This window comes from Paenibacillus sp. 1011MAR3C5 (genome assembly GCF_003591485.1).
In the GTDB taxonomy this organism is placed as follows: Bacteria; Bacillota; Bacilli; order Paenibacillales; family Paenibacillaceae; genus Pristimantibacillus.
Window position 1 is genome coordinate 135698 of the sequence record NZ_QZCF01000010.1, and the last position, 26675, is coordinate 162372.

The 26675-nt window shown below is 51.2% G+C and carries 26 protein-coding genes; 8 read left to right on the top strand and 18 right to left on the bottom strand.

Features of this window, described 5'->3' with window-relative positions; genetic code table 11:
* The first annotated feature begins 187 nt into the window (after window positions 1-187).
* Window positions 188-823, top strand: coding sequence for a uridine kinase (gene udk / locus D3P07_RS23655; protein ID WP_119802941.1), 636 nt, complete (start codon window positions 188-190; stop codon window positions 821-823).
* Window positions 824-1026: 203 nt separating this feature from the next.
* On the opposite strand, the gene D3P07_RS23660 is transcribed toward udk, so the two are convergent.
* The 6 genes from D3P07_RS23660 to D3P07_RS23685 form a co-directional block, all read right to left on the bottom strand.
* Window positions 1027-1518 carry a DsrE/DsrF/DrsH-like family protein gene (locus D3P07_RS23660; protein ID WP_119802943.1) on the bottom strand — a complete coding sequence of 164 codons (492 nt, stop codon included), beginning with the start codon at window positions 1516-1518 and terminating at the stop codon, window positions 1027-1029.
* Between the two features lie 158 nt (window positions 1519-1676).
* Window positions 1677-1937 carry a metal-sensitive transcriptional regulator gene (locus D3P07_RS23665; RefSeq protein ID WP_119802945.1) on the bottom strand — a complete coding sequence of 87 codons (261 nt, stop codon included), beginning with the start codon at window positions 1935-1937 and terminating at the stop codon, window positions 1677-1679.
* 104 nt (window positions 1938-2041) lie between these two features.
* On the bottom strand, window positions 2042-2272 hold the full coding sequence (locus D3P07_RS23670; protein WP_119802947.1) for a sulfurtransferase TusA family protein: 231 nt from the start codon (window positions 2270-2272) through the stop codon (window positions 2042-2044).
* Between the two features lie 21 nt (window positions 2273-2293).
* A complete protein-coding gene (locus D3P07_RS23675) occupies window positions 2294-3439 on the bottom strand; it encodes an MBL fold metallo-hydrolase (protein WP_119802949.1) in 1146 nt (381 codons plus the stop codon).
* A complete protein-coding gene (locus tag D3P07_RS23680) occupies window positions 3436-4023 on the bottom strand; it encodes a sulfurtransferase TusA family protein (protein ID WP_119802951.1) in 588 nt (195 codons plus the stop codon). Before D3P07_RS23680 ends, D3P07_RS23675 begins: the two co-directional genes overlap by 4 nt.
* A 56-nt stretch (window positions 4024-4079) precedes the next feature.
* A complete protein-coding gene (locus tag D3P07_RS23685; protein ID WP_119802953.1) occupies window positions 4080-4862 on the bottom strand; it encodes a sulfite exporter TauE/SafE family protein in 783 nt (260 codons plus the stop codon).
* A 372-nt stretch (window positions 4863-5234) separates the two neighbouring features.
* Between D3P07_RS23685 and D3P07_RS23690 the strand changes: the two genes are divergently transcribed.
* Complete coding sequence (locus D3P07_RS23690) at window positions 5235-5849, top strand: metallophosphoesterase (protein WP_147384563.1); 615 nt, start codon at window positions 5235-5237, stop codon at window positions 5847-5849.
* A gap of 134 nt (window positions 5850-5983) precedes the next feature.
* Here D3P07_RS23690 and D3P07_RS23695 read toward each other — a convergent pair whose 3' ends face one another.
* Window positions 5984-7726: a sensor histidine kinase gene (locus tag D3P07_RS23695; protein ID WP_259391667.1), complete on the bottom strand. Its 1743-nt coding sequence runs from the start codon at window positions 7724-7726 to the stop codon at window positions 5984-5986.
* Window positions 7723-8436 carry a response regulator transcription factor gene (locus D3P07_RS23700; RefSeq protein ID WP_119803032.1) on the bottom strand — a complete coding sequence of 238 codons (714 nt, stop codon included), beginning with the start codon at window positions 8434-8436 and terminating at the stop codon, window positions 7723-7725. The genes D3P07_RS23695 and D3P07_RS23700 overlap by 4 nt, the downstream gene beginning before the upstream one ends.
* Before the next feature lie 146 nt (window positions 8437-8582).
* Between D3P07_RS23700 and D3P07_RS23705 the strand changes: the two genes are divergently transcribed.
* Window positions 8583-9788, top strand: a complete 1206-nt coding sequence (locus tag D3P07_RS23705; RefSeq protein WP_119802957.1) for a DUF418 domain-containing protein — start codon at window positions 8583-8585, stop codon at window positions 9786-9788.
* Window positions 9789-9847: 59 nt separating this feature from the next.
* Here D3P07_RS23705 and D3P07_RS23710 read toward each other — a convergent pair whose 3' ends face one another.
* The gene (locus tag D3P07_RS23710; RefSeq protein ID WP_119802959.1) at window positions 9848-10237 is read right to left on the bottom strand and encodes a YmaF family protein; all 390 of its coding nucleotides are present in this window, start codon (window positions 10235-10237) and stop codon (window positions 9848-9850) included.
* A gap of 173 nt (window positions 10238-10410) precedes the next feature.
* Between D3P07_RS23710 and D3P07_RS23715 the strand changes: the two genes are divergently transcribed.
* On the top strand, window positions 10411-12051 hold the full coding sequence (locus D3P07_RS23715; RefSeq protein ID WP_119802961.1) for a GMC family oxidoreductase: 1641 nt from the start codon (window positions 10411-10413) through the stop codon (window positions 12049-12051).
* A gap of 68 nt (window positions 12052-12119) precedes the next feature.
* Here D3P07_RS23715 and D3P07_RS23720 read toward each other — a convergent pair whose 3' ends face one another.
* The 6 genes from D3P07_RS23720 to D3P07_RS23745 all read right to left on the bottom strand — a co-directional run bounded on the left by D3P07_RS23720 (window position 12120) and on the right by D3P07_RS23745 (window position 19122).
* The gene (locus tag D3P07_RS23720; RefSeq protein ID WP_119802963.1) at window positions 12120-13427 is read right to left on the bottom strand and encodes a 6-phospho-beta-glucosidase; all 1308 of its coding nucleotides are present in this window, start codon (window positions 13425-13427) and stop codon (window positions 12120-12122) included.
* A complete protein-coding gene (locus tag D3P07_RS23725; protein ID WP_119802965.1) occupies window positions 13412-14404 on the bottom strand; it encodes an N-acetylglucosamine kinase in 993 nt (330 codons plus the stop codon). Before D3P07_RS23725 ends, D3P07_RS23720 begins: the two co-directional genes overlap by 16 nt.
* A gap of 106 nt (window positions 14405-14510) precedes the next feature.
* The gene (locus tag D3P07_RS23730; protein ID WP_119803034.1) at window positions 14511-16172 is read right to left on the bottom strand and encodes an extracellular solute-binding protein; all 1662 of its coding nucleotides are present in this window, start codon (window positions 16170-16172) and stop codon (window positions 14511-14513) included.
* A 60-nt stretch (window positions 16173-16232) separates the two neighbouring features.
* On the bottom strand, window positions 16233-17126 hold the full coding sequence (locus tag D3P07_RS23735; protein WP_119802967.1) for a carbohydrate ABC transporter permease: 894 nt from the start codon (window positions 17124-17126) through the stop codon (window positions 16233-16235).
* A 19-nt stretch (window positions 17127-17145) separates the two neighbouring features.
* Complete coding sequence (locus D3P07_RS23740; protein ID WP_119802969.1) at window positions 17146-18099, bottom strand: ABC transporter permease; 954 nt, start codon at window positions 18097-18099, stop codon at window positions 17146-17148.
* Window positions 18100-18243: 144 nt separating this feature from the next.
* On the bottom strand, window positions 18244-19122 hold the full coding sequence (locus tag D3P07_RS23745) for an AraC family transcriptional regulator (protein WP_119802971.1): 879 nt from the start codon (window positions 19120-19122) through the stop codon (window positions 18244-18246).
* A gap of 337 nt (window positions 19123-19459) precedes the next feature.
* On the opposite strand from D3P07_RS23745, the gene D3P07_RS23750 reads away from it, so the two are divergent.
* A complete protein-coding gene (locus D3P07_RS23750) occupies window positions 19460-19792 on the top strand; it encodes a hypothetical protein (RefSeq protein WP_119802973.1) in 333 nt (110 codons plus the stop codon).
* A 10-nt stretch (window positions 19793-19802) separates the two neighbouring features.
* Here the strand turns inward: D3P07_RS23750 and D3P07_RS23755 are convergent, their stop codons facing one another.
* Window positions 19803-21029 (bottom strand): RtcB family protein, encoded by a 1227-nt coding sequence (locus D3P07_RS23755; RefSeq protein WP_119802975.1) that lies wholly within the window; start codon window positions 21027-21029, stop codon window positions 19803-19805.
* Window positions 21030-21086: 57 nt separating this feature from the next.
* A complete protein-coding gene (locus D3P07_RS23760) occupies window positions 21087-21881 on the bottom strand; it encodes a nucleotidyltransferase domain-containing protein (RefSeq protein WP_119802977.1) in 795 nt (264 codons plus the stop codon).
* Window positions 21882-22063: 182 nt separating this feature from the next.
* Between D3P07_RS23760 and D3P07_RS23765 the strand changes: the two genes are divergently transcribed.
* A complete protein-coding gene (locus tag D3P07_RS23765; RefSeq protein WP_119802979.1) occupies window positions 22064-23389 on the top strand; it encodes a helix-turn-helix transcriptional regulator in 1326 nt (441 codons plus the stop codon).
* Window positions 23364-24176, top strand: a complete 813-nt coding sequence (locus D3P07_RS23770) for a WYL domain-containing protein (RefSeq protein ID WP_119802981.1) — start codon at window positions 23364-23366, stop codon at window positions 24174-24176. Before D3P07_RS23765 ends, D3P07_RS23770 begins: the two co-directional genes overlap by 26 nt.
* A gap of 71 nt (window positions 24177-24247) precedes the next feature.
* Here D3P07_RS23770 and D3P07_RS23775 read toward each other — a convergent pair whose 3' ends face one another.
* Window positions 24248-24958 (bottom strand): 4'-phosphopantetheinyl transferase family protein, encoded by a 711-nt coding sequence (locus tag D3P07_RS23775; RefSeq protein ID WP_182914483.1) that lies wholly within the window; start codon window positions 24956-24958, stop codon window positions 24248-24250.
* 541 nt (window positions 24959-25499) lie between these two features.
* Here D3P07_RS23775 and D3P07_RS23780 point away from each other — a divergent pair.
* Window positions 25500-26294, top strand: a complete 795-nt coding sequence (locus D3P07_RS23780; protein WP_259391668.1) for a hypothetical protein — start codon at window positions 25500-25502, stop codon at window positions 26292-26294.
* Window positions 26295-26675: the final 381 nt, after the last annotated feature.

Below are 26675 nucleotides of genomic sequence, written 5' to 3' on the forward strand. Positions count from 1 at the left end.
CCTTATTTTACAAAAATTCAAACCGGATTTCACCTGCTTCCTTTATCCGGCTCCCGCTGCCGATGCTGCGAGCGAATAGGAGCTGGAACTTGTTCCATATTCATGGCGGGGATGAAAACAACGGCGCGCTGTGCTACAATACGAAAGTTATGAACCGAATATGGTCCCAGGAGGCTTCAACACGCTCATGCTTATTATAGGAATCGCAGGCGGCACGGGATCGGGCAAGACGACCGTCGCCCGTTCTGTCATCGACAACCAAGGAACGGATAAAGTCACCTTTATCTCACAAGACAACTACTACAAGGAGCACTCGCAGCTTAGCATGGAGGAGCGGGAAATTGTGAACTACGACCATCCCCTGGCCTTCGACAACGAGCTGCTGATCGAGCATCTGCTTCTCCTGAAGCAAGGGCAGCCTGCATATGCGCCTGTCTATGACTTTACGGAGCATACCCGGTTTGTCGATCGGCAAATTGAGCTTCTCCCAAGCCGCATCGTCATTCTGGAAGGACTGCATGTATTGTCCGACGAACGGCTGCGCGAGCATCTTGATATTAAGGTATTCGTAGATACCGATCCGGATGTGCGTATTCTTCGCCGTGTATTGCGCGATATCGAAGAGCGCGGACGCACAATCCAATCCATTCACGATCAATATCTGAATACAGTGAAGCCGATGCATGAAGCATTTATCGAACCGTCCAAAAAATACGCAGACATTATCCTGCCAGAAGGCGGGCATAATCAAGTCGGCATCCAGCTGCTCTCCATCCTGACGGAAAAGTATTTGAACGGAGACCGCATCTGGAGCAAAACATAATCCCCAGCAGCTATGGATATGTGGATGAAGCTGTTGATGAACGGCTTAAACGCGTTATGCACATGTTGATAATTATTTTTCCGCCAACATTCATGCAGGCTGTTGATAACTTTTCTGAATCGTCAGTCTATCGCCACAAGAAGCCCCATGCGCCGATCAGCGGCGCATGGGGCTTCTCTATCGCATTTATTTTCTTTACACCCTTAAATAAACAAATTGACTTTGGCTTCCGTCGCATCGCCCAGGTAAGCCGCTACTCCGGCGTATTCTATTCCATCTATCAATTCTTCCTTCTGAAGACCCAGCAAATCCATCGTCATCGTACAGGCGACCAGCTTCACCCCTTGCTCCTGAGCCAGCTCAATCAGCTGCGGCAGAGACAGCGCATTATGTTTTTTCATCACATGCTTAATCATTTGCGGACCCATACCCGCCATGTTCATCTTCGACAGCCCCAGCTTCTTCGGACCGCGCGGCATCATCCAGCCGAACATTTTCTCCAGCAGGCCTTTGTCCGTCTTGACGACCTCCTCCTTGCGCATGGTGTTCAGACCCCAGAAGGTGAAGAAAATCGTCACCTCATGATCGTAAGCCGCCGCCCCGTTCGCGATGATGAATGCCGCAATCGCTTTGTCCAAATCCCCGCTGAACAGCACAATAGTCGTTCTTTCCTTCTCCGTTAAAGCAGTTGTCATCGTTCCGCTCCTTTCGAAATATACATATACCCGTAATAGTATTGTTGTCGGTAAAAAAAGAGGAACGCCATCCCGGGGGATTGCCCCGCTCATTCATTCCGTCTGTCCGAGACAAGCCCCTTAATAGAAGCCCCCCTCGCCTTATCCTATAGCAAGCCTTAGCGGCTTTTCACTAACAGCTCTACAGCTTCCTTCACCAATTTGCTGGTGTCTCCGCCCTTTTCCTTCTCCTCCGTAATACATTGCTCCAAATTATGAGCGACGATATAGGCCATCGCTTTGTCGGATGCGCTGCGCACAGCAGACAATTGAGCGACCACGTCCTTGCAGTCCTTGCCTTCCTCCATCATCCGCATCACGCCGCGAATCTGGCCTTCCATTCGTTTCAATCTTCGGATGACGCTCTCATCGTACTCCATGTCACATCCTCCAGCCTGTTTGGAATCATATTGCCGAAAAAGATACCCCTAGAGGTAATATAGCTTGTCATTGCGGGAATAGCAACTGCCGGTTGCTTACGCTCTTACTGCTTCTTCACGTAAAACGTAAATAAGCCATCCTTTTCTTCATACTGCACCAGTTCATGCTTTGTTCCCTTCACCCAAGCCCGGAAGTCGTTCAAGGAACCTTGGTCTGTCGACAATACTTTCATCATTTGCCCTGTCTCCATGCTGTCCAGCGCTTTCTTCGCCTTCACGATCGGCATTGGACATGCCAGTCCTTTCGTATCCACAACCACTGCTTCTGTTTTCATTGTTAATACCTCCTGTGATGGTTATTTGTCATGAATGGCGCAGCGGTTCGGACCGATCTCCATCTCCTGCTGCTCTTCGTCTGTCGGGCTCATGCGGCCCATATTGGTCTGGCGGATTTGCTGATAGGCATTAGGCTGCTGCGGCAAGTTTTCCGTAACCGCTCTGCGGAACTCCGATTCGTCCTCCAGATGAAGGCCCGGATTATCGCGGAACAAATCGCCAAGCCTGGCCGCAACCTGACCCGTCTCTCCCAACTCATCCATCTGGCCAAAATGAGCCGGAAGCACGATCATATCCGGCGATAGAGAGCGGTATCCTTCATACAAGGTCCGGCGCAGATCGCCTGCCCAATCCTCCGCTTGCCCGGCCAGATCCGGCCGCCCGATCGATGCAATAAACAGAATGTCACCGGTCAGCAAATACTTGCCATCCACGACAAACGAAGTGCTGCCGATGGTGTGTCCGGGTGAGTAGAGGGCGCCGATGCCGATTTCCGTAGCACCGATTGATACCCGCTCGCCCTCCTCGAGCTTCTCGTAAGCGAAGGTCACTTCGCCTGCATCCTTCGGCGGCAGCCAATACTTCGCTCCCGTGCGCTCTGCCAGCTTGCGGCCTCCTGAGATATGATCGGCATGCAAGTGCGTATCCAGCGCATGCTTGATCGTCACACCCAGATTCCGGGCAAATTCTTCATAAACTTCGGTTGTCCTCATCGCATCGATGACGGCAGCTTCTCCGCCTGATACGACCATGTAGGACAAACAGCCTTTACCTAGCCGTACGAATTGATATAACGCGCCGTCCGGAAGCTCGCCCGCCTTCACCGGCTCCAGATGCTCGCTCCATGCCTTCATGCCGCCTTGCAAATAATGCACATCTGGCACACCCGCTTCCGCAAGCTGCTCCGCCACAAATACGGATGATCCTTCCTTGGCGCAGACTACGAGAATCGGGCGGCCGGCGGGAAGCTGCTTCACAGCCTTCTCCACGCCATCGAGCAGGTCGAAGTACGGAATGTTGATGCTCTCTATGCTTTGCCCTTCGATTTTCCAATCCCCGTAGGCGTCTTCATTGCGCACATCCAGAATAAACAGCGGCTTGCGGTCGATCAAGTTACGCGCCAGTTCCCCGCTTTCCATCGCTTTAACCGTTGTTGTCATCGTCATTGCTCCTCCACTTCAGATTGTGTCTCGCCTATCCAAGCCGACATGCCAGGCACCACGTTCTTCACTCGGCTGAAGCCATGTTCGCTTAGCCACTGGCAGGCCATATCGCTTCTCGTTCCTGTTCTGCATATCACATAAAGCTCGGAATCCGGGCTTAGCGATAGATGCCCATTCTCCAGCTGTCCCAGCGGGATCGAGATCGCTCCCTTCACATGGCGGAACGCATACTCTGCCGCTTCCCTGACATCCAGCACCCTGATGTCATCGCCGCTCGCCAGCCGCTGCGCCAATTCTTCATTGCTCGCTGTATGCGGATAACGGATTTCCGGCTTTGCTTCTGCCGAAGATGCTTTTCGGATGTAATGCTTCAGCACCTCGCCCTCTGTGACCGTCCCCACATATTGATGCCCTGCCTTCTGCGACCAAGCCTGCAGATCGGCAAGCGAACCTTTGTCGGTCGCCTGAATTTCCAGCACTTGTCCCTCGGCCAAATCGCCGATCGTCTTCCTGGTCTTCACAATCGGCATCGGGCAGGCCAGACCGATGCAATCCAGCGTCATATCCGCTTGAACTTTTCCATTCATTCGTTATGCCTCCATTCTCTATATACCCTATGGGGTATTGTTTCTGCAAAAAAAATTTACCCTAGAATATCCCACCAGATTTTCACAACGGTTGCTGTAATCAGTAGCGACAGCAGCCATTGCAGCACTTTTACATTCATTCTCTGCCCCAGCTTCGCGCCAATTGGAGAGCCGATAATGCTCGCAACAATCATAACGATGGACGGAATCAGCAGCATATGTCCACCCATCAGCTTGCCGCCCACCGAACCGATGGATGACAAGAAGGTGATCGCCAGCGAAGATGCGATCGCTACGCGCGTCGGAATTCGAAGCAGCACCAGCATAATCGGCAACGTGATGAAGGCGCCGGCCGCTCCGACAATGCCGGACAGGATGCCTACTGCTGCAGCTGATCCCGCTGCAAGGGGTTTGTTGAATGACAGCTTGTCGAGACTTCCTTCCTCCCCTCTCTTAGGCATAAACATCATCACTGCAGCGACTAGAGCCAGTATGGCATACGTCATGTTTATGACCGAATTGGATAGAAACTTCGACCCGAATCCGCCGAGAAAGCTGCCCAGCACGATTGGTATGCCCATATACAGAATCAGTTCTTTGTTGATCCAGCCGCCCTTCCGGTAAGCTAGCAGCCCCGCCAATGAAGCAAAAAATACCTGTGCCGCGCTCACCGCGGACACCTCCTGCGCCGTGAACGCTGCGAACCCCAATGCCGGCGGTATATAAAGCAGCATGGGATACTTAATGATCGAACCCCCGATACCGACCATGCCGGATAGGAAAGAACCGATAAAGCCGATGGCGAATAGCGTAACAAGCCAGCCTATCTCCACATTCATGAGCACCTCGCTTTGATTGGATTGGCATACGCATAATGACTGGTCTGCATTATAGGTATACCCGTATGGGTATTATATTAAGCTGTCGGTAACTGAAAGTCAACCTGTGCGAGCCAGGTATATATTTTCCAGTTGAAGCATCAAGCCAGCCCGCTCTAAAACAAGGAGACCGTGCCCGCTTTGTTGAATACAGGTGAGATTGCCACAAAAAATTAGAATTTGACAACCACAGAAAGGGAAAGGTATACCGTAGTGATCATTATTTGGATAGCTGCATGCATCATTCTATTGTTGTTCGTATGGATTGTCCTCTTCGAAACAAATTGGGTCAGATTAACGAGCCATACCCTGCCAAGCCCACGCGGCTTGAACATGACTGTTGTGCATCTGACGGATCTTCACGGGCGAACCCGATTCATCAATAGCCGTATCAGCCAAAGAGTCAATCGCCTTCATCCCGACCACATCATCATTACGGGCGATCTTGCAGGCAACTACGAACGCGAGACACGGAGCGGCATCCGCAAGCGGAGATATACGGAACAGGAATACCGGGACATCATTCAGTCGCTGCAGCTAATGAACGTGAACGTATTGACGAACAGCAGCTACATAACCCGGCAGCAAGGTCTCGTATACGGCTTCGATAACTCCATCTACGGGAATGAGCGGTTAACGCTCAGCCGCGCGGAATTGGAGCGCTCCGACTACACCATCATGCTTGCCCATTCGTCCGGCATTATCGATCTGTTACAGGAAAGCAAGCTGCCCTTCGACTTGCTGCTTGCAGGACATACTCATGGCGGCCAGATCCGATTATGGGACCGAACAATTGGCGCCTACAAGCATTTTCATAGTGGACTTAAAGCTCTGGACGGCCGGAGACATTTCTATATCAATCGGGGTTTAGGAACAGTTAAAATTCCAGTCCGTCTTGGTTGTCCTCCAGAGATCGCCGTGTTTCGAGTCGAGCAGCAAGACGCGTGAAATGAGCAGCTTGTTGCAACCATCAAACGACCACGCAAACACAAAAAAGCCCGGCCGCTTCGCTCTTGCGATGCAGCCGGCTTCTCCCGGAAGGGTTTTCAGCTTTGGAATCTAGCCCACATATCCGCCGATTCCTACAGAAGCGGGAGTGAAATGACAATCGTCGTGCCTCTGCCCTCATCGGATTTTGCTTCAATGGTCCCGTTATGAGCGAGGACAATCGACTTCGCGATGCTCATGCCTAAGCCCGCACCGTTTTTTTCCTCCGTATTGGTGCCGCGGTAATAACGCTCGAACAGATTCAATAGCGTCTCCCCGTCCATTCCTATGCCGTCATCGCCGACAGTCAGAACGGCAAAGCTGCCTGATACTGCGACGCTTACCGTAACGGTCGTGCCTTCCGGATTATGCTTGACGGCGTTCATGATCACATTGTCCAGCATCCTGGCGAACCATTTGTCATTCGCAAGCACCCGAATCCGCTTCTCCTCGTCTTCGTTCTCGAATTGGAACGTCGTGCCTTCCATCGTCATATCATTCACGTAGTTAAGAACAATCCGTCTGACGAATTCCTGCAGCTCAATCGGCTTTACTTCAAACGGCACTTGCTTGTTCTTAAGCTGGAATGCCAGCGAGAAGTCCTGGATCAGATCGATCATATAGTCGCTCTTATCCCGAATCGTACCGCCCATCTCCTTCAGCTCTTCCTCTGTAAAGCTGTATTGCCCGCTCTCCAGCAAATGACCGTAGCCCTGTATCGAGCTAAGCGGAGTGCGCAAATCATGGGAGATGCCCGTCATCCATTCTTCCCTCGTCTTCTCGAGCCGAATGCGGTCCTGCTCCGCAGCGTGCAGCCTTAATGTCATCTCGCGGAATCCGTCGATGACTTCCTTGTAGAGCTTATACTTTCGGCGCAGCTTGCCGTTCTTGCGATAGACCCGCTTCTGATCCTTCGCGGACAACGTCTCTTCATATTGTCCTCTGCCAAGCCGTGCGAACCAATCAATGAACAGCAGCAGCGGCCTGCCATAGCGATAGCCATGATAAATAGAGAAGGCTAGTGTTGCGATTAGAATGGCTCCTCCAATGAAGGAAGCCGAGATGATGACTTCTTTCATAAAAGGCTGCTTGACATAGCCTCCCCGTTTGCTTTGGTGCAATACCCAGAATGTATTCGTTTCACGATCCGCATGGACGGATACGATCGTTGGAAAATCCCCCTTCATCTTTTCCATTGTAATGAGCTCAAGCGGAGCGTACCGTTCCCGTTCCATTGGCACGCCTACCGATTGCTGTACTTGCCCGTTGCCATCTATAATTTGCAGCGTATGCCGAGATTTCGTCAGTTCTTCGTTTAGCTGCTCTGCTGATTCTTCCCTCAATACACCGTCTCTCGCATATTGGGCATAAATGGACTGCACCTCAACCGAACGGTCATTCACATAACCAAGCATGAATAGAACCATGTTCGGCACCGATTCGTCCAGCGATATCATCACTTCGTAGGGACCGTACCGCTTCGTCTGCTGGATAACGAGCAGCTCGCCCGTAGTATAAGCTTGCGGCACATCCTCAGGCGTGTTCGCTTCATAGATCACATCGCCATGGCTATTCACCACTTGGAGCCAGTAATGCTGTTCTGCCAGCTGATCCACCCAACGCTTCGGCACTATGGCTTTCTGCTGAGTCACATCCGTCTCCATCATAATGACATCCAACGACCCGAACGGAAATCTTTGTTTCATATCCTCATTGACTAATAATTGGACAAAGACAAGCACTATCGTAAATAGCATGAGCAGAACAAAGACGAACAGCAATAACATCTGATAGGTAAAATGAAGAGTAAGCCTTCGCTTTACATTTCGAATCTTCATGGCTGTTTTACCTTCGCCAGCTTATAGCCGAGCCCGCGAATGGTCAGAAGATGGCTTGGCTCGCTTGGATTGCGCTCAATTCTCTCACGGATTTTGCGGATATGAACCATGACGGTATTGTCATCGCCCTCGCCCTCGAGTCCCCATACAGCCTCATACAGCTGAGCCTTGGAAAAAACGATGCCTGGATTTTTGCACAAGAAATGAAGCAGCTGATACGCCATCGCTGGACAAGCGACCTCCTTGCCTTCCACCAGCAGCTCACCCGCCGCATCGTCCAGCACGAACCGTCCGAAGTCATAACGCTGTCGCTTCTCCTCCAGTACCGTGACAGGCGTTACGCCGCCGCGGCGCAGCCGCGCTTTTATTCGGGCTGCAATCTCAAGCGGATTGAATGGCTTCGTGACATAGTCGTCTCCACCTGTCGCAAAACCGGTCAGCACATCAAGATCAGACGCCCGCGCAGTCAAATAAATGATATGGGCATCGGACAGCTCTCTAATCCTGGGACAGAGATCAAAGCCGGTCCGATCCGGCAGCATTACGTCCAGCAGCACAATATCAGCGCCATGCTTCCCAATCAACTTGAGAGCATCTACGGCATTATGGGCGGTGTACAGATAACGGAAGCCTTCCTTGCGAAGCGTCATGTCCAGCATCTTCGTAATAGCGCGTTCATCATCTATCATTACAATTCTCGCGTTTGACATATCCAATCTCTATCCCCTCCATCCTTATTTTACTATAGAAACCTTAATTTCCGTTTAACGGATGCCCGTCTCTTCAGCAAAAAATAAGACCGGCATTAACAGCAGGTAAATTACGGTTTCTATAATGGGGATCGAGGTGATGGAAAATGATTCAAAAAATAGGAAGACAAAGCATCGTAGACGAAATTCGCGGCTTGAGCTTGCTTGGCATTCTGCTTTCCAATTTGCTCATCTTTCAGTATGGCATGTGGGGGAAGGACGAGATCGATCTGTTCGGGCTCTCTGATGCGGATAGCATGGCGCACACTCTTGTAAAGATCGTGATTGAAGGCAGCTTCATGCCCATCTTCGCATTTCTATTCGGCTTCGGAATGCTCAAGCTGATGGAGGGACTCGAAGCGAAGGGAACCGGGTTCAGGATGGTCATCGTGCGCCGATCGATCATGCTTATCGGGCTTGGGATGCTGCATTCCTATTTTCTCTGGGAAGGCGACATCTTATTATTGTACGGCGGTATGAGCCTCTTCCTCCTCCTGTTCCTAAGACGCAAGGCCAAAACGGTCTTGATCTGGGGCATCGCGCTTCTGCCGATTATCGGTCTGGCCGGTATGGACTCAACAGGCCCGCTGATTGAAGAAACAAAAATCATCCAGGAAAAAACAGAGGCGTATGTCTTGAAATCTATCGATGTGTATCAGAGCGGAAGCTACTCGGAGATATTCGACTTCCGTCATGATGAGCCGAAACCGCTCGAAGCCGACGGCCTGATTCTAATTGCCGCTTATCTGCTCGTCCCGTTCATGACCGCCCCCATGTTTTTGTTCGGCATGTATGCGGCCAGAAAAGACTGGTTCTATCAGCCTGAGACCAAGCGTGCCTTTTACTTCAAATGGGCATCCGTCTTTCTACTATCAGGTTTGATCATGAAAGCGATAAAGCAGATTTGGCCTGATACGATCTTTGGCGGAGTGAGCGGTGCGCTCGGGATGCTGATCCTGTCGCTCGGTTATATTATGGGGTTTGCCTTGCTGCTCTCGCTGGGTAGAGCAACGGCTCTGCGGAACGGCTTCAAGTCCGTCGGCAAGCTGTCGCTCACCAATTACTTGCTGCAGACCGTCATCTGCACAACGCTCTTCTATGGCTATGGCTTTGGATGGTATGGCAAGCTTGGCATTATCGCAGGTATCGGCATAGGCATTGCCATCTATACGCTCCAGCTATTAGGCAGTGCGCTTTACCTGAAGCGGTTCCGGATCGGCCCCGTCGAGTGGCTGCTTCGGATTTGGACATATTGGAGCTGGAACGGCAAGCCGAGACAGCAAGTGACGAACGACATAGATGTTAAAGCCTAATCGCAAGAAGGCGTTCCCGACCCGGTCCAGGACCGAGCAGCGGGAACGCCTTTTCGTTTCTACATATTCATGATTTCATTCCCTGTATTTCCTCTGTACATGTGTGAATGCGGATATCTTCCGTTCATGGTTGTTTGACCTTCAAAATAATGATAGTGCCCCCCATTCGGCAAGGGGATTGAAGGACCAGTCGTTCCTCTAATGTAATGGATATGCTCGTCATTAAATGATGTTTTTGCAAAATATTGATGAACGTGTTGGCCCCCGCTAGGCGCTGGTTCGGTCATTCCTGCATAATGATGGTTATGTCCTTGGTCAAAGGAAGTTACGCCGGAAAAAGCGTGCACATGAACTGGACGTCCATCCCAAGAAGTAATATATAAACGATGCGAGTGTTCTGATTCCTTATCATCATTCGAGACGATAAAACCCGTAATTGGTATTTCCATATACACAGCCTCCATTAGGGAATTTGACTATGCATTATATGGGTATATGCATGGTTTGGAGCAGGCTTCCGTCTAGATTAAACAGGAACGCCCGAAAACAATTCTTTTCTTCTGGTACATGGGACAGCAGAAGGCAATATAATGCATGAGTCCAACTAATAAGGAGAACATGGATGAAACGCACACTATTCTATGATTACATTATCGTAGGGACAGGACCCGCCGGTGCTGTCATTGCCAAACTCCTCTCCGACCAGAAAAAAACTTCCGTTCTGCTCTTGGAGGCTGGAGAAAATAATGATAAAGATATACCGATTAGCCATTCGACATTTGCTCCTGAACTGGAGGAACAGTTTTTCCCGAAATACTTTTGGCAAGGAGAAGGCACCCCTCAAGCAGGCGTAGACGATCGCACGTTTGAATGGACCACCGGGCGGCTTTTCGGCGGCGGCTCCTCGATTAACGGGGAACAGTATGTGCGGTATACAAGCGCCGTATTTAAAGAGTGGGAAGAGCTCCTGGGTCCGCTTTGGTCACCGGCAAGGGTTATACGACGGTTTAAACAACTGGAGAACTACAACGGAAAAACAACCAATCCGAATGCACGCGGTTATAACGGGAGGATCGACATACGGCAAGCCCCTGTTCGTCCGACAGCCATGGCTAAGAAGCTGGTTTCTGCTATAGAACGAGCTACGGGGTTTCCGGAGATCGTTGATTACAATAATCCGAGAACCCCTCTCGGCCCCTTTACCCGTTGGCAGCTGTATCAAAATCCGAACGGCCGAAGGGTGAGCTCGTCAACTGCGTTTCTTTCTTCGGACATTGTAAGCCCAGGCGGCCGAGGAGTAGGAGGGCGGAGGTTGCGACTGTTATCTAACTCAACGGTTCTTCGTGTGCTGTTTTCCGGTAAAGAGGCTAAAGGCGTGGAATTTTTAAGAGAAGGGAAATGCGTAAAAGCATATGCCCGGAAGAACGTCATTATTTCCGCAGGCATTAATAGTGCTCAAATTTTGATGCTATCGGGTATTGGACCGTACCATATTCTTAAACAAGCAGGAATAACCCCAATATTTAATAATCCCAACGTAGGAAAGAGCTTAAGAAACCATACCTTAAACTTCGCTGTTTTTTCAGCCAACCCTAATGACAAGGCATTACCGGCCTCAGATCCTAACTCCCTTTATACCGGGGGAGCCTTCTTGCCGGAGCCTTCTGGCACAAATCCCAGACGCCGTGCAGTACAATTGGTCGGCATCGGTTCGGAAGAAAACCGATTGTCGTTAGCGCTCATTTACCTACGGCCCCTGAGCCGTGGTTCGATTAAAATCCAAAACAAAGATCCTCTAAAAATTGTGCTGGCAGATGAAGGCTTTCTTGATAACCCTTCTGATATGGAGGCAGTCAAAAACATCTATAAAGAATATGTGCGAAAAATAGCGGCCGAGCTGGCGGCCATCGATTCGTCCTATCAACTTATATCCCCAACAATCGATATCATTGACGATGACTCCAAACTTGAGGCGTTTATTAAAAGCAACTTCGACCACAATCATCATCAGCAAAGCTCGCTCCGCATGGCTCCACTCAATAAAGGCGGGGTTGTCGACCGCCGCGGATACGTCCACGGAGTGAAAAAGTTAATGGTTGCCGACGCTTCCATTATCCCGTTCACTGTAGACGGGAATACCTCTGCCGCATCATTCCTTATTGGTTACACCATTGCCCGGCAATTAATCATGCATAAGCGAAGATTACAAAGACATCGCAAATTCAAAAAAATTAGATATCTGTTCGAAAATGAAGAGGAGTGAAAATCGCTAAAGGCGATCCTACCCCGGTCTATGACCGAGCGGAGGGATCGCCTTTTTGTTCGTACTATTCAATAGACTTTAAAAAATTGTGGTAAATACGCTTTGTTCCGCTCCAGCATTTCTTCCAGCAGCGCCTCGGCCACATTGGCGGAATCCGTGAGCGGGTGGCTCGCCAGCGCCAGAAGCGCCTTCTCTTTGCTGCCGGTGACGGCTGCTTCGATTGCTAGGCTCTCATACGTCTTGACGGCATGGATGAGGCCCTTCGTTCCTTCCGGCACACACTTCACCGGAACCGGAGCCGCGCCATCGCTCATGACGATACAATTGACTTCAATAGCCGCTTCATCAGGCAAGAAGTCCAGGATACCGTCATTGCGCACGTTCAGCGTCTGAATATCGCCCGTGTTGTTGTAGATGGAGTGCATCAGCTTGACCGCTGCTTCGGAATAATAGGCACCGCCTCGCTGCTCCAGCTGCTTCGGCTTCTCCGCCAGCTCCGGCTGCTTGTAAATCTCGAACAGCTCCTCCTCCAGGCGCTTCACCATCTCGGCCCGGTTCTCGCCTCTGGCAGCAGCCGCCTTCCCCTCTTCTACCATCTCCCGGTGCAGATAGAAGTATTTCAAATAATAAGATGGAATCGCTCCCAGCTCCCGCACCAGCCTGTCGTTCCAAGCCAGCTGCGGCACGTTGGTTGCCGAATAGGAGCTTTGGCGATCCAGCAGCTCTTCCAGCTTCGACTCGCCGTCGACCTCAATCCGGCTAATCCAGTGCAGATGGTTGAGACCCGCAAACTCGCAATAAATACGGTCAATTGGGACATTGTACAGGGACGAGAGCCACTTGTATGCCGCAATCGGCGAATTGCACAGGCCAATAGAGCGAATGCTGGAATGCTTCAGGATCGCTTCCGTCACCATGCCCGCAGGATTCGTGAAGTTCAAGAGCCAGGCATCCGGGCAGAGCTCCTCCATGTCCTTGCATATATCGAGCAGGACGGGAATCGTGCGCAGCGCCTTCATCATACCGCCGGCACCGGTCGTCTCCTGTCCGAGCATTCCGTATTTAACCGGGATCGACTCATCCCATCCCCTTGCCTCCAGTTGACCCACGCGCATCTGTGTGGAGACGAAATCCGCTCCCTCAAGCGCAGACCTCCGATCCAGCGTTAACTCGATACTAATCGGCAAGCCGCTTTTCTCTACCATGCGTTGCGCCAGAGCGCCTACAATGGCAAGCTTATGTCGTCCCTCCGGTATGTCTGCCAGTACGATCTTGCTGACCGGGAATGATTCATGTCTTTGAATAAATCCTTCAATCAGCTCCGGTGTGTACGAAGAGCCTCCTCCGATGACTGCTACCTTTAGTCCATTACCCATTCGACGTTCCTCTCCTTCACCGATAGATCGCGCTCCAAATTCTCATATACCTTTGTCTCTACTGCCATTCCATCTCTATCCATTGCAAGCAGCAATGCGCCGGCTGCCGGTTCAAGACCCAGCGTGCGCAGACGGCAATTCGGCGCTGCTTCCTTAACCTGGCGCTCAATGAACGGCACAACATATTGTCCGTCCCCGCGGGTGAGTATGCTTCCCGCAAGCACGACTTCGAACGTATCTGCTTCCATATTCAGCTTATGAATGACCGCACTTGCCGCACGCCCCAGCTCCATCCCTTGTCTCTCCAGAATGGAGCGCGCCATGACATCCCGATCAGCGACCTGGAATAACAGCTTCGCAAACGTGTGAGGGGCCCGCTTGCCCTCATCGAGAAAACCATGAAACATGTCGGACACATTGTCATAACCAGCAGCATCCAAAACCAGCTCCGTCAGCGCGGTCGGCTTCTCTCGGCCTTCCCATGCGCGAATAACCGCACGGAACGCTTCCTTCGCCAGTTCGACGCCTCCGCCAAAATCGCCGAATTCATAACCGAACCCGCCTACCTGCAATTCTTCTCCTGCTGCATTCATGCCGTAGCAATTCGTCCCGCTGCCGCAGATCAGCACGACACCATCCGATTGTCTCGTACCCGCGCGTAGACCGATGACCGTGTCGCAGACAATGTCATGCTTGGCGTAGCCCATCGCTGCGACCATTGGTCTCAAGATTTGAAAGTCAGCTTCCCTGTCCGCGCCAGCAAGCCCGAACATTGCATAGGCGATATCATCCCGCTTCAGGCCGGCAGCCGCCAAGGCCGTCTCCGCCGCTTCCCTCATATTCCGGTCTGCCAGCTCCACGCCCAACTGATGGTTGCCGCAGCCGCTCATCCCTCTGCCCAAGATGCGTCCCGTTCCATCCGACACGACAGCGAGCGTCTTGCTCCCGCCGCCATCAATACCCAAGTAATACGTCAAGTATGATCTCTCCCATACCACCTGACTGATGAAGCCGGCTCCATCAGCTCACATGCGCTTCCATCTGCATGTTCCGCCCAATGTACGCCGGCCTCAGCCAGGGTCATTATTTTGCTGCGTTAAGCTTGCTTACGTTCTCTTGCCATCTCTCTGTTTTGAACTTCAGCAGCTTGTCATAGCCGGCTTGCTGTGCATCGGCTTCTGCTTTATCCAGAATGGCGAGCACTTCTTCATCCGATGACGCGGTGCTGATCGCCCTTGCTCTTGCTTGCTCGTAGATTTCAAGCACACGCTGAGCGATGATGCCTTCATCAGTATCGCCTGCCGGATCCAAGTTGACGTATGCCGTCGTATTAAACTGTGTCTTCCACGTAATCTCCGACTGCCAATAGGTCTCCCAGTTGCGCTTCTCTGGCGGAAGCGTCGATTCGAATTTCATCTTGGAATTGTCGACATATACGGTGTTGCCGTTCCATTGGAAGTTGACGGTGGAGTTCATCAGCTCGTCGCGTCCCTTCGGATCACTCGTGAATTTCTCAGTGAAGAGCGGTACTTCCTCGCCGTCTACACCTTCCCAGTACAGTCCTTCAGGTCCCCACATAATCGTACGTTGGCCTTCCGGACCTGTCAGCCAATCCAGGAATGCGAAGATCGCTTCCGGATTATCTGCGGATTTCGTAATGACGCTAACATTCCAGCCCAGCTGTTTGTAGTCGCCAGGGAAGATTTTGTTGCGGTCAAGCCCTTCCTTATGAACCGGCCATACCATGATGTAGCCTGCCTCCGGATCATGCGAGGACAGCTCCATGTTGCCTTTGGAACCGAACTCCGTCGGGCTGGACGCCACGTATACCGCAATCTTGCCGGTTACAATCTTCTGCTCTACTTGCTCCAGCTTCTGCGTGAATGCATCTTGTGTCATTAGCTTCTCACGATACAACCGGCTGGCATATTGAATCAATTCGCGATAGACCGGATCCGTGAACAGCGATACCAGTTCATTGCCTTGCGGCACCGCGATCATCGAGTTGAACGTATACGGTCTGTTCTCTGCAAAAGCCGATACCATGACATCAACGCCTGAAGCCGTCTGACCAACTTCCAATGGCGTGACGTCCGGGTAATTCGCTTTTACCAGCTTCAAATAGTTGTACAGATCGTCCGTCGTCTCCAGGCTTGGCGCTCCAAGCTCATTGTAGATCTTCTTATTGACCAGATACCCTGCATTTCCGTTCGGCTGCGTCGTATACCAGTTCGGGAACTGATACAGCTTGCCATCCGGTGAGCGAAGCATATCCAGCGTGGATTCGCCGGCCCACTTCTTCAAATTCGGATACTTGTCTAGATAGTCATCGAACGGCACCAGCATGCCCTCTGCACGAAGCTTCTCCACATCGGCTCCGCGCTCCATCCACATGACGTCCGGCAGCTCGCCGGATACGATCATCGTGCTCAGCTTATTTTTGGCTGCGCCGCCGGAGCTGATCGGTACGACGTTGACCTTTTTGTTCTCTTTGATCCATTTCGTCGCAAGATCGGCTCCCCACTCCGGCATCGTATACCAGTCGTAATGTCCATAGAAGGAAAATTCCAATGGCTCTGCGCCTAACTCGAATACACCCGAAGCATTTTCCGTCGGCTCGGAAGGCTTATTGGTCGAACCCTCCGTGTTGTTTTTCTCTTTAGAACCCGAACACCCCGCTAAAGCTGTGACAATGACAAGCGTGACTGACAATGATGCGAGAAGCTTACGTTTCCATCTTTTCATTGCATGCGCTCCCTTCACAAGTTCATCTATGGTCAAAGCCATTGGCTTTACACCCTTCTGCTACTCTTTCAGCGAACCAATCAATACGCCCTTCACAAAATACTTCTGCACAAACGGGTACACGCATAGAATCGGCACGGTTGCCACCATCATCGTTGCCATCGACAGCGACTTGGTCGTGACCGCTCTCATTGCGCCCATTCGGCCTTGCGCAGCGGAGTCCATATTTTGCATCTGCTCCAGCATGATGTTGGAATTCAGGATTTGCTGCAGCTTCGTCTGAATCGGCAGCAGATCAACATTCGAGATGTAAATGCTCGGTGCAAACCAGTCGTTCCAGTGATACACCGCCGTGAACAGCGACAGCGTGGCGATTACCGGCCCGGATAGCGGAAGCACGATCCGGAAGAAGATCCCCCAGTTCGAAGCGCCGTCAATGGAAGCCGACTCTTCGAGACCAGCCGGAATGCCCTTGAAAAAGGTACGGAAGATAATCATGTTCCACACGCTGATGATGCCGGGGATAACCATAACCCAGAAGGAGTTCATCAGTCCCAGCTCGCGGATCAGCAGGTAGCTCGGAATGAGGCCTCCGCTAAAGTACATCGTGATGATACACATGACCATATAAAATTTGCGTCCCATCATCTCGCGCTTCGTCATCCCGTAAGCGAAGATCGCCGTCGCGATAATGGACATTAGCGTTCCGACACTCGTGCGAAGAACGGAAATGACGAACCCGTCGATCAAACGCTTGTCTTTGAATACAACCTCATAGTTGGATAGCGTAAATTCGCGGGGCCAGAACGTAATGCCGCCGAGCATCGTATCGCTGCCGGAATTGAACGAAATGACGGCAGCGTTCCAGAACGGATAGAACGCAACAAAACCCAGTAAGAACAACAACGTATAATTCACGCCAACGAATAATCGGTCTCCGTAAGACAGCTTCATTGCCACTCGCCCCTTCCTGCTACCATAAGCTGTTCCCCGACCTTCTCGCCAAGTAGTTGGCCCCCGCCAGCATCGCTACACTAATGACAGCCTTGAACAACCCGGCTGCTGTGGCGTAGGAGAATCTGCTGTTCTGTATCCCGATCCGGTACACATACGTATCGAGAACGTCACTGACTTCTCGCAGCACAGGATTGCCCGCAAGCAGCAAGATATCCTCAAAGCCCGCATTCAGGAAATTGCCGATAGCCAGAATGGAGAAGACGATTACAACCGGCATAATAGACGGTATTGTGATGGCTACAATCTGCCTGATCCGGCTCGCCCCATCGATGGAAGCGGCCTCATAGAGATGCGGATTGATGCCTGCAATCGCTGCCAAATAGACGATGGAGGAGAAGCCGATCTCCTTCCATACATTCGTTGCGACCAGAATACTCCAGAAGTAGCTCGGTTCGGACAGGAAGTTGATCGGATCGTCGATCAGGCTCAGCTTCTGCAGCAGCAGATTTAAGCTTCCGTTATCTGTGGACAGAATCGACGTGACGAAGCCCGAGACGATAACCCAAGACAAGAAATGGGGCAAATAGCTGATCGTCTGAACGAGCCGCTTGAAGAACCGCCTGCCGATCTCATTAAGCATGAGGGCCAGCAGGATAGGAGCCGGAAAGCCAATGCAGAGCTTCAGTATGCTGATAACCAGCGTATTGCGCATGACCGTCCAAAACTCAGGCGCGTTGAAAAACATCTCAAAATGCTTGAATCCGACCCATGGGCTCTGAAGGAAACCTTTGAACAGGCTGTAGTCCTGGAATGCCATCAGGACGCCGTACATCGGAATGTAGCTGAACACAAAAATAAACAGCAGAGCCGGCAGTGCCATCAGTTGAATGTCCCACTGCTTCAGAAAACGAATGAAAGGACTCTTTTTGCGATGCGTCTGCCTCTCGACAACCAATTTGGCTTGTGGCATCGGCTTCCCCCTCTCTTATTAACAAGTAAGATTGGCGTCAGTATTCCTGACACAATCTCGTGATGTCTGTATATTTATTGTAAAGGAGACCTGCCCTTGTTTCTCTGCCTATACAATTAAAAACCAGCACTATTTCACTGGTTTTTAACATTGGTGCTTTCTCGATGCTTTCGGCGTGACGCCGACATGCTTCTTGAAGAGCCTATTGAAATTGGTGAGCGTACGGAAACCGCATTCAAGAGCGATATCCGTAATCTTCATGCTCCCGTTCTCAAGCAGGGTTACAGCCCTCTCCAGCCGAATCTGGATCAGATACAAGAGAGGCGGCATACCGACCGATCGCTTGAAGATATCGCTAAATCGCGAGGGACTGAGATAGACGAGCGATGCCAGCTCCTCCAGCGTCCAGGGGTGAGCGTAATGCTGCTCCATGACCATAATGACCTGTCTCATCTTCTCCAGCTGCTGCTCGCTGATGCCATTATCGTGCCGGTGAATACCGTCACTGCGGAAGTCGCGGTTCACAATTGCGAGGAAGCGCAGCATGATGGAATGGACCATAGTGGCGTAGGAACGCCGTTCTTGCTCATGTTCTTCCTGCAGCTCCAGAAGGAGTTCTCGCAGCATTGCCATTTGTGGATGGTCTCGATTGAGACGATTCGTGAAGTGCCTTCCCATCTCGCGGAACGGACTAAGCAATTCCGGGTCGATGCGCAGGCCGTGGATAAACCAGGAGGGGTCGAAGGTGATGACCAGCATCACAAGATCATTCGACTCGTACGCACAGTGCAAATCGTTGGAGTTCATGAGGAAAATATCGCCTTGCTGAAATGGATAGCTTTGACCGTTAATGATGTAATACCCTGTCCCGTATTTGATCAGGTTGATCTCCAGCACATCATGCCAATGCAGCCTCTGATAAAGGCTCGTGACACCAACTGTCTCTGCGACAATGAGAGGATATTTTTGAGCTAATTTCACTTTTTCCTTCGGAATTGCCCCTTCACGTTTATTAGACTCCATCCTTTCTCGCCTCCGCTACGCTTGTTTTAATGAAACCGCTTAACGTATACACCAATATGTCATAATTTCTGCCACAAGGCAACAGGATATTTTTGTAATTTTCTGATTTATTTAATATCACACGCGGTTTTCTTCTATATAAAAAATAATAGGCGATTCCATCCGATATTTCCGGAGGAGATCGCCTAGACAACTTCCTATTTCGTAACAGAAGCATTTTCAAATAAAAAGATCAAGTTCATTCACACCGCATCCAATACCTAGTAAAATGGTATTACTGAATACCCGCACATCTTACCGATTACTCATGCCATCTTCATGATAAGGAGCGATTCGTATGTCCTTTGTAATGCGAGCAAAGCTTAACCTGATATTCCTCTTTCTCTTCACTCTTCCCACTTGGGTCGCGGGCAGTGTTATTGATATACGTGTTGTTCCGCTATTGATTGGGTCATGGTTGGGATACAATATTTATTTGTTCTCCAATCCAAGCTACAAGCCGTTCAACATACGGGAGATTGTCATTACGGCAGCCGCTTTTGCGATATTCTACGGAACCATAACGAAGGATTTGCAGGAAAGCGCACTAATTGCCGCCATAATGGCGATATGCCTATATTTCTTCATCCCAAGACATAATCGCATATTGTATGCCGATCAACGTACCTGAAGGGTAGTTGTTAATCCTTATAAGGATCAAATTCATCTGCACCTGCCATGCAGACGCCGATCGGCTTCAGCACATGGAGCACGTCGATCGTCTCGGCGTGGGCATCCAGCACCTCTTGAAGCTTGCGGTAGACGAACGGGCTTTCATCCGTACCCGCTCCTCTAAGCATAACACCGTATTGCTGCACTGCCTCACGCATCTGCTCCGGCGAGATCAATCCTCCTGAGCGGGTGCGCGTCTTCCAGTTCATCTTCCCCGCCGCCTGCGTCCGGCTCATGATTCGTCCGGCGCCATGCACCGTGCTATAGTAGGAATCCCTATTCTCCTCTGTGTCCTTCCCTTTTACGATGACGGAGATATCGCCCATGCTCCCTCCGATAAAACCAAGCTGCCCCGGCGCGGACGGTGTAGCGCCCTTGCGGACTACGATTCGCTCCGCTCCGTCATGGGTTTCCTTCCAAGCATAATTGTGATGATTATGCACTTCGAAGTCTGCTTCCGCCTCCAATATGGATAGCACCTCGCGGATGACATAGTCCCTCCCCGCGTAGGCATATCTGCCCGCCAGCTTCATGGCGCGGTAATACATGTCGCCAAGCTCGCTGTCCAGATCGAACAATACGGGAACTTGATCCATGCTCTCGCCCGGCGCCTTGCCCAGAAACTCGCGGCCCGCTGCCAGATTCAGAAATCCGCTAGCCGTCTTATGTCCGAAGCCCCGACTGCCGAAGTGATTCCCTATCCACAGTCTGCCGCTCTCCCCTTCCACGAACAAATCGACATAATGATTGCCGCTGCCGACCGTTCCCAGCTGGCTCTGAGCCAGCGCCTTCAGCTTGTCATGCTCCTGCCTTCCTACCTGAGCGTAGACGCTCCAATCGGAATCATCGAACAGCTCATGATCCACCCGTTCGCTATTCACGCGGCCAACCCCGAAGGAGATGGTGCGGGCGAGCTCGTTCATAATTACATCCAATCGTGGGAGGACGTCTGCCGCCATCAGATTGGTACGGACCGCCTTGTTGCCGCAGCCAATATCGTAGCCTACACCCGAAGGCGATATCTGTCCGTCGTATACGACGACCCCGCCGATCGGCTGACTGTAGCCTTTATGATGATCGGCCATAAGCAGCGCCTGCACGACATGGCCGTGCTCGGCGCAGGTTTTCGCTTGCGACAGCGCGCCGTCCTCGGGATTGCCCCATACGCGCACGCCATCTATGGTTTGGTAAGCCATTTTGTTTCTCTCCTTAATTAGATGCTTTCGTTCATTGCTACATATACATTATAGGAATTATGATAACGATTCACTCCACGCCTCTATCAACAACTCGCGGAACAGTTCATCCAACTTAGCGTCAATATCGGACTTTGCGCCCGGCAATTGCGCTGCGGCTTGCTCCAATGAAGCTAGACGATCTTCAATATATGCATTGAGCAACGGAAGCCTCGGCTCATCGTCCAGCTCGTCTCCTGCCTTCTTGCGAGCAAGCAGTTCCTCAATCAACCGGTAGAGCTCGCCGTCCTTCGGCAGCAGCTCATCCACTAAGCTCTCGAAGGACATCGGCGGCATCGATCCATTGAGCAATATCCATTCGCAGGCGAGAATAGGCCGGAGAACATAGAAGTATTTCTTAAGCCGAACAACTTCGCCTTGCAGATAGGTCCGGTAGTTGCCGCGCGCCATATGCAAATAATGATAGATGCTCGCCTTGGGCGAATATGCTTCATAGCTGAGCCGGCGCAGCCGATCCGCCGTTTGGAGCGCCTCGGAATAAATAATCGGAGAGTCCAGCCACTCCATCAGCGGCGGATTGGACTTGCGGAACAGATTCAACGTCTTTCGGAGATCCCATCCGCTTATATCCAGCATCTCGCTGATCGGCCGCTCAATCACATCCCTCTTCTCAAAGATGGAGAGATACCAATCTACAGGACGCACATAGATGAAACGCACATCATAGTCGCTGTCCTGCGACGGAAAGCCCCACGCTCTGCTGCCTGATTCGCAGGCGTACAAGATGCGGACACCCTCCTCTTGCTCCAGCCGCTCCAGCTCTTGCCGGATCTTTATAGTCATGTCTGTCATTACCCTACCCCCTTCAGCTCTAGCCGCTCTTTTCGTTGATCCTATTGTCCTTTATCTACGCGTGCGCGAACAGGGTGAAAGTATGGCGACCCGAAGAAAAAACCTCCATTTCCACCACTCTATCCTTTTGATAGAATAAAGCGTAAACCATTCAACAATCCAACCAGCGAGGAGATGCTGCTATGGCAAGAGAGAGCTTCGATAAGGAAATCCAGTTTCTTCGGCTGCTCACGCTGACCGGGGATGCGTACAACCGGCAGCAATTCGCCGCCCGGCTCGGCATCTCCGTACATACCTATGACAAAACGCTGCGTTACTTGAAGGAAATGATGAACGCCAACCAACAGGGTCTCACGAATGAGCAAGACATGGCATTGACCGAAGCCATCAGGTACAACCACTATGAATCGGCCGATCCGCTGCTGCTGTTTCTCTATCGGGCGAAGTCTATTAAAGCTTCGGAGAGCCTGCGCCTTACGCTGTTGCTCTCGGCGATGCGCCAGCAAGCTTTAACCGCCATGGAGCTGATGGACCTGTGCAGCGAGAGCATGCCCGCCGATTATCCGGCGCCCGATGAAAAAACGATACGCGGCGATCTAAAATATTTGGAGGAAATCGGGGTCATCTTCCGAGCAGACGGCAAACGACCCTACCGCTACCGTGCCTCAACGGAACTTGTCGATGCGCTGACAAACGACGAACTGATCGATCTCTATGATTATGTTGATATATTAGCGAATACGCAGATCCCTTCCGTACAAGGCTATCTGCTGCGGGATACGCTGAAGAAGGCGCTGAGGTTAAGGGGCCTCGAGACCGATATCACCGAGTCGCATGTGTACAAATACCACTACCATTCCCGTATTCTGGACGAAGCGCATCTCTATACAATCTATCAAGCGATCGAAGGGAGGCGCAAGCTGACTTTCCTCTATCTGTCGCCGAAGAAGGAGAAGCGATACGCCTCCAAAAATACGAATCCGCTCTTCGAGCGGGAATCGGAAGGCACGGACCTGACCGTCCTGCCGCTTCGCGTCATCTATGACCATCAATATGGCAGATGGTACTTAATCGCGCATCAAGGCAAGCAAGGCGTCATGAAATTCCGTATGGAAGGATTAACGGGTGTGGAGCTAGGCGATGCCGTGGCGGAGGAAGAGTTCGATATGCGGCTCGCCCATGCCGAGAGGCAATTGCAGCAAAGCTGGGTGATCGATTCCATGAGACCGCTCCCTGTCAAAGTGCGTTTCTTCCGACCGGAGGGCTCGGCTCATGATTTTGTCCGGGAGCGTGTAGAGTCACAGGGGCAGTGGGGGACGATTACAGAGGAGTCGGAATCGACCTTCATCTACGAAATCGTCGTGAATGGCATAACGGAGATCAAACCTTGGCTCAGGAGCTTCGGCTCCAGCTGCGAGGTTCTCGCTCCCTTATGGCTGCGCAAGGAATTTATCACGGAATGGAAGGAGATTCAGTCGTATTATGAACCCGTTCGAGAAGATCTTTAACTATCAAATTTTATCGCGTCTGGATGAGAGCGGCGCATTCGCCCTTACCTCTCAGGAGCGGGTATGGCTGAAATCGATGCTTGAGCTGGATGCTGCCGGGCATGCCTTTACGCCGGAAACGCTGGATAAGCTGAATGCTCTGCTGCAGAACGAGGCACCCTTCCATCTTCGGCGCATCATTGTCGAGAAGGGCCGAAACAAGGATCGGCATGTGTATCATCCCCTGCTGCGCCAGCTTCGACGCTATATCATACAGGGCCAAGGCATGAAGCTGACCACCAAGCTTAAGCATGGAGGACAGAAAGCCGATCAGACCGGCATCCCTTACAAGCTGGAGTATTCCATGGTCAAACGGGAGTGGTACCTGCTATGGTACGGCACAAGGCAGCATAACCTCATGTCGACCAAGCTTCGCAATATTGTCGAGCTGCATCCGTGGGAGCTGCCGGCAGAGCGTACAACCACAGCCAGAGCAAGACTTCTCCAACTGCTGGAGGCGCGCAAACGGACGGCACTCGTCGAGGTCAATCCGCTGTACAATGCGGAGCTGTCCCGTATTCTGTCAGCCTTCTCCTGCTTCGATAAGAATGTGTCCTATGAGGAAGAAACGGATACGTACCGCATCCATATTCAGCATCTCGCGGACGAAAGTGAATTTTTGCTTTCCAAAATTCGTTTTCTCGGGCTCCGTGTCAAAGTGATTGACCAAGGCTATATGAGAAGACGGATGCTGGAGGCCTCCACGAAGGCACTCATGAGATATGAAGCAAGCGAGCCTCTCCCGTAACGGGCAGAGGCTCTTATTCATGGAATGATCCATCCGCTCAGAGCCCAATATGCCAGCCATCGATGCTCTCTTCAGATAATCCCCTTCGACCAATCCAACTCCAGCATCATGCGAAGCTCCTCGAAGCTCCACCTTGTCACATTCGGTGGGAACTGATCCGCCTCAGAGCAAGCCGCCAGCTTATGGTTCTCATCCAGCTCATACGTCTTGAAGAAATATGGCCCGCTTTCCGGCTCCAGCGAAATGCTGCGATCTTCATTCACCATGATGGAAAAGGAGTGAAGCGGAATAGAAAGCCCCTCTCCCCTGCACTTGATATAGCTCTCCTTCAGTGTCCACAATTCGTAGAAGTGCGGCAATCGCCCCCCGTGATTATAGGACATCAGCCGCTGATATTCCCGTTCGGACAGAAACGATTCCGCAATATTCATATCAATGGGCTTAATTTCTTCCACATCAATGCCCACAGGGGCTTGGCTTACGAACACGGCCACCCATTCTCCCGAATGAGACACGTTAAAATGGAAGGAGCCATGGCTGACTAATGACGGCTTGCCATACTCATTTTTTGCAAAACGAATATGCTCATTGTCGAGCCCAAGCCGACTCACTATAGCAGCACGCACAAGCGCCTCACCCAGCAGAGTCCGATACGCATCCTTCAACAACCTCAGCTTCTTTACTCTCCCCCTCTTCTCCTCAGATACCTGATTAAGCAGCCAGTTATAGTCATCCATCCCCAGAATGGACGGTATGTTCAATATGATAATTTCAACGTTCAACTTGTTAAACACCCCCACTCGATGTCGGCCTTTGGACGCATATCCATCACACATGTCCCACCCTTATCGTAGTGAATGCATCCAACTTTTGTAAGGGAGATTTTTGTGAGAATTGGGGGAAATTTCAATGATCTTGCATGAATTAGTCATTTTAGCGGTTGAAAATGGCATTGTATAGGAGGTATGCTAATTACGTTTTTTTATAACTGTTTTTTGAAAAAGGAGGGAATGCTTTCGCGTATTCGGATTGCACGATCCATACCATCAGGGGGAGTCCAAACATAATTGTATAAACCATACCGATCATTCCAGCTACGTACGAATCCGATGATTGAAGGAGGTTTACAAAATGTTCCCTGCTTCGCCGGCCTATGTCCCGGTACTCTTACACGTAAAATGGTTCATTCGGGACCATGACTGGACACCGCAGGCTATTTCTCGCGTTATAACCCCTACGTTTCTTTTTTGGCTAGGTTTTACCCTGTTCGTACTGTTAATCGTTTCTTTAAGCACCCCATATCTCAACCGCCATCCATGGAGCATGGCCGTCGACCGCTTCATGAACCGGCTGAAGCCCCATATGCTTACCGTCCTTCGCGTAGGCCTTAGCATCGGGTTGATTATGCAACTGGCTACCGGCACCTACCTGGCGCCAACACTTGTATCCGATGATCCCGGCGTCTATGTCATCCTAACGATCGCCATTCTAGGTTTGGTTCACAAGCGAACGCTTGTTATAAGCGGGGCCGCTATTCTTACGCTTTACCTTATCGTTTCACGCCAATATGGTTTGTTTCATGCGTTCGACTATATGTTTTACCTCGGTATCATCTACACGTTGTTCGTTGCGAATACTCGCTTTCACTACACCTACCCCATCGTACTCTATCTCTTCTCGGGAATCTCTCTCGCCTGGCTGGCGATGGAGAAATTCACGCTCGCCAAGCTCGCTTGCTCGCTGATGCATGAATACGGCATTCCTTCTTTAGGTTTTACGGTAGAGGATTTTGTCTTGATCAGCGCCTTTATTGAAATTGGACTGGCTTGGGCCTTTATAGCCGGCTTGTTGAACCGGTTCAGCGCGCTTATGTTAACGGGTCTCTTCCTGACGACAACAATGATATTCGGCGTAACCGAAATCATCGGACACGCCGTTGTCCACACGCTTCTGCTTGTCTTCATCATCGGCGGCAGAGACGCCTCCACAACGCTTCATCGTCTAGTGCCTAACCCCATTCTGCGGCACACGAGCGTACTTGTATCGTTCGCGCTGCTATTATTCGGCCTCATGGCAATCTACGTCTGGATGGGACAGCCGAGTAGCTGGTTCGTCTAACAACACTTCATTTATTCTGTCATCGTATGCCAACAAACCTTCATTCATGAACAGGATGATGGTTCCTTTAGCCTATAGGTGCAGCCGGAACTCTGGACAGGCAGCCGCCCTGGCGAAGGACTCATTCGTCGGCGGCTGTAGGTCTGTAGAAGTGGGCGATAACAACATCTTTGTCCGCAATCGGACAAAGATGGGAATCGCTCAATCATGCCCGATCCCTCCATCTGCCGGATCGGGTTCATTCTTGGTAGCGACTTATGACGGACAAATACATGTACCTCCAATCCCTATAGCTTGAAATCTCATTAACCTAGTTATATACTTATACCTAGATATTCGATGCATTGAAAATAAAGGTATGGGAGGAGATGATACGGAGCC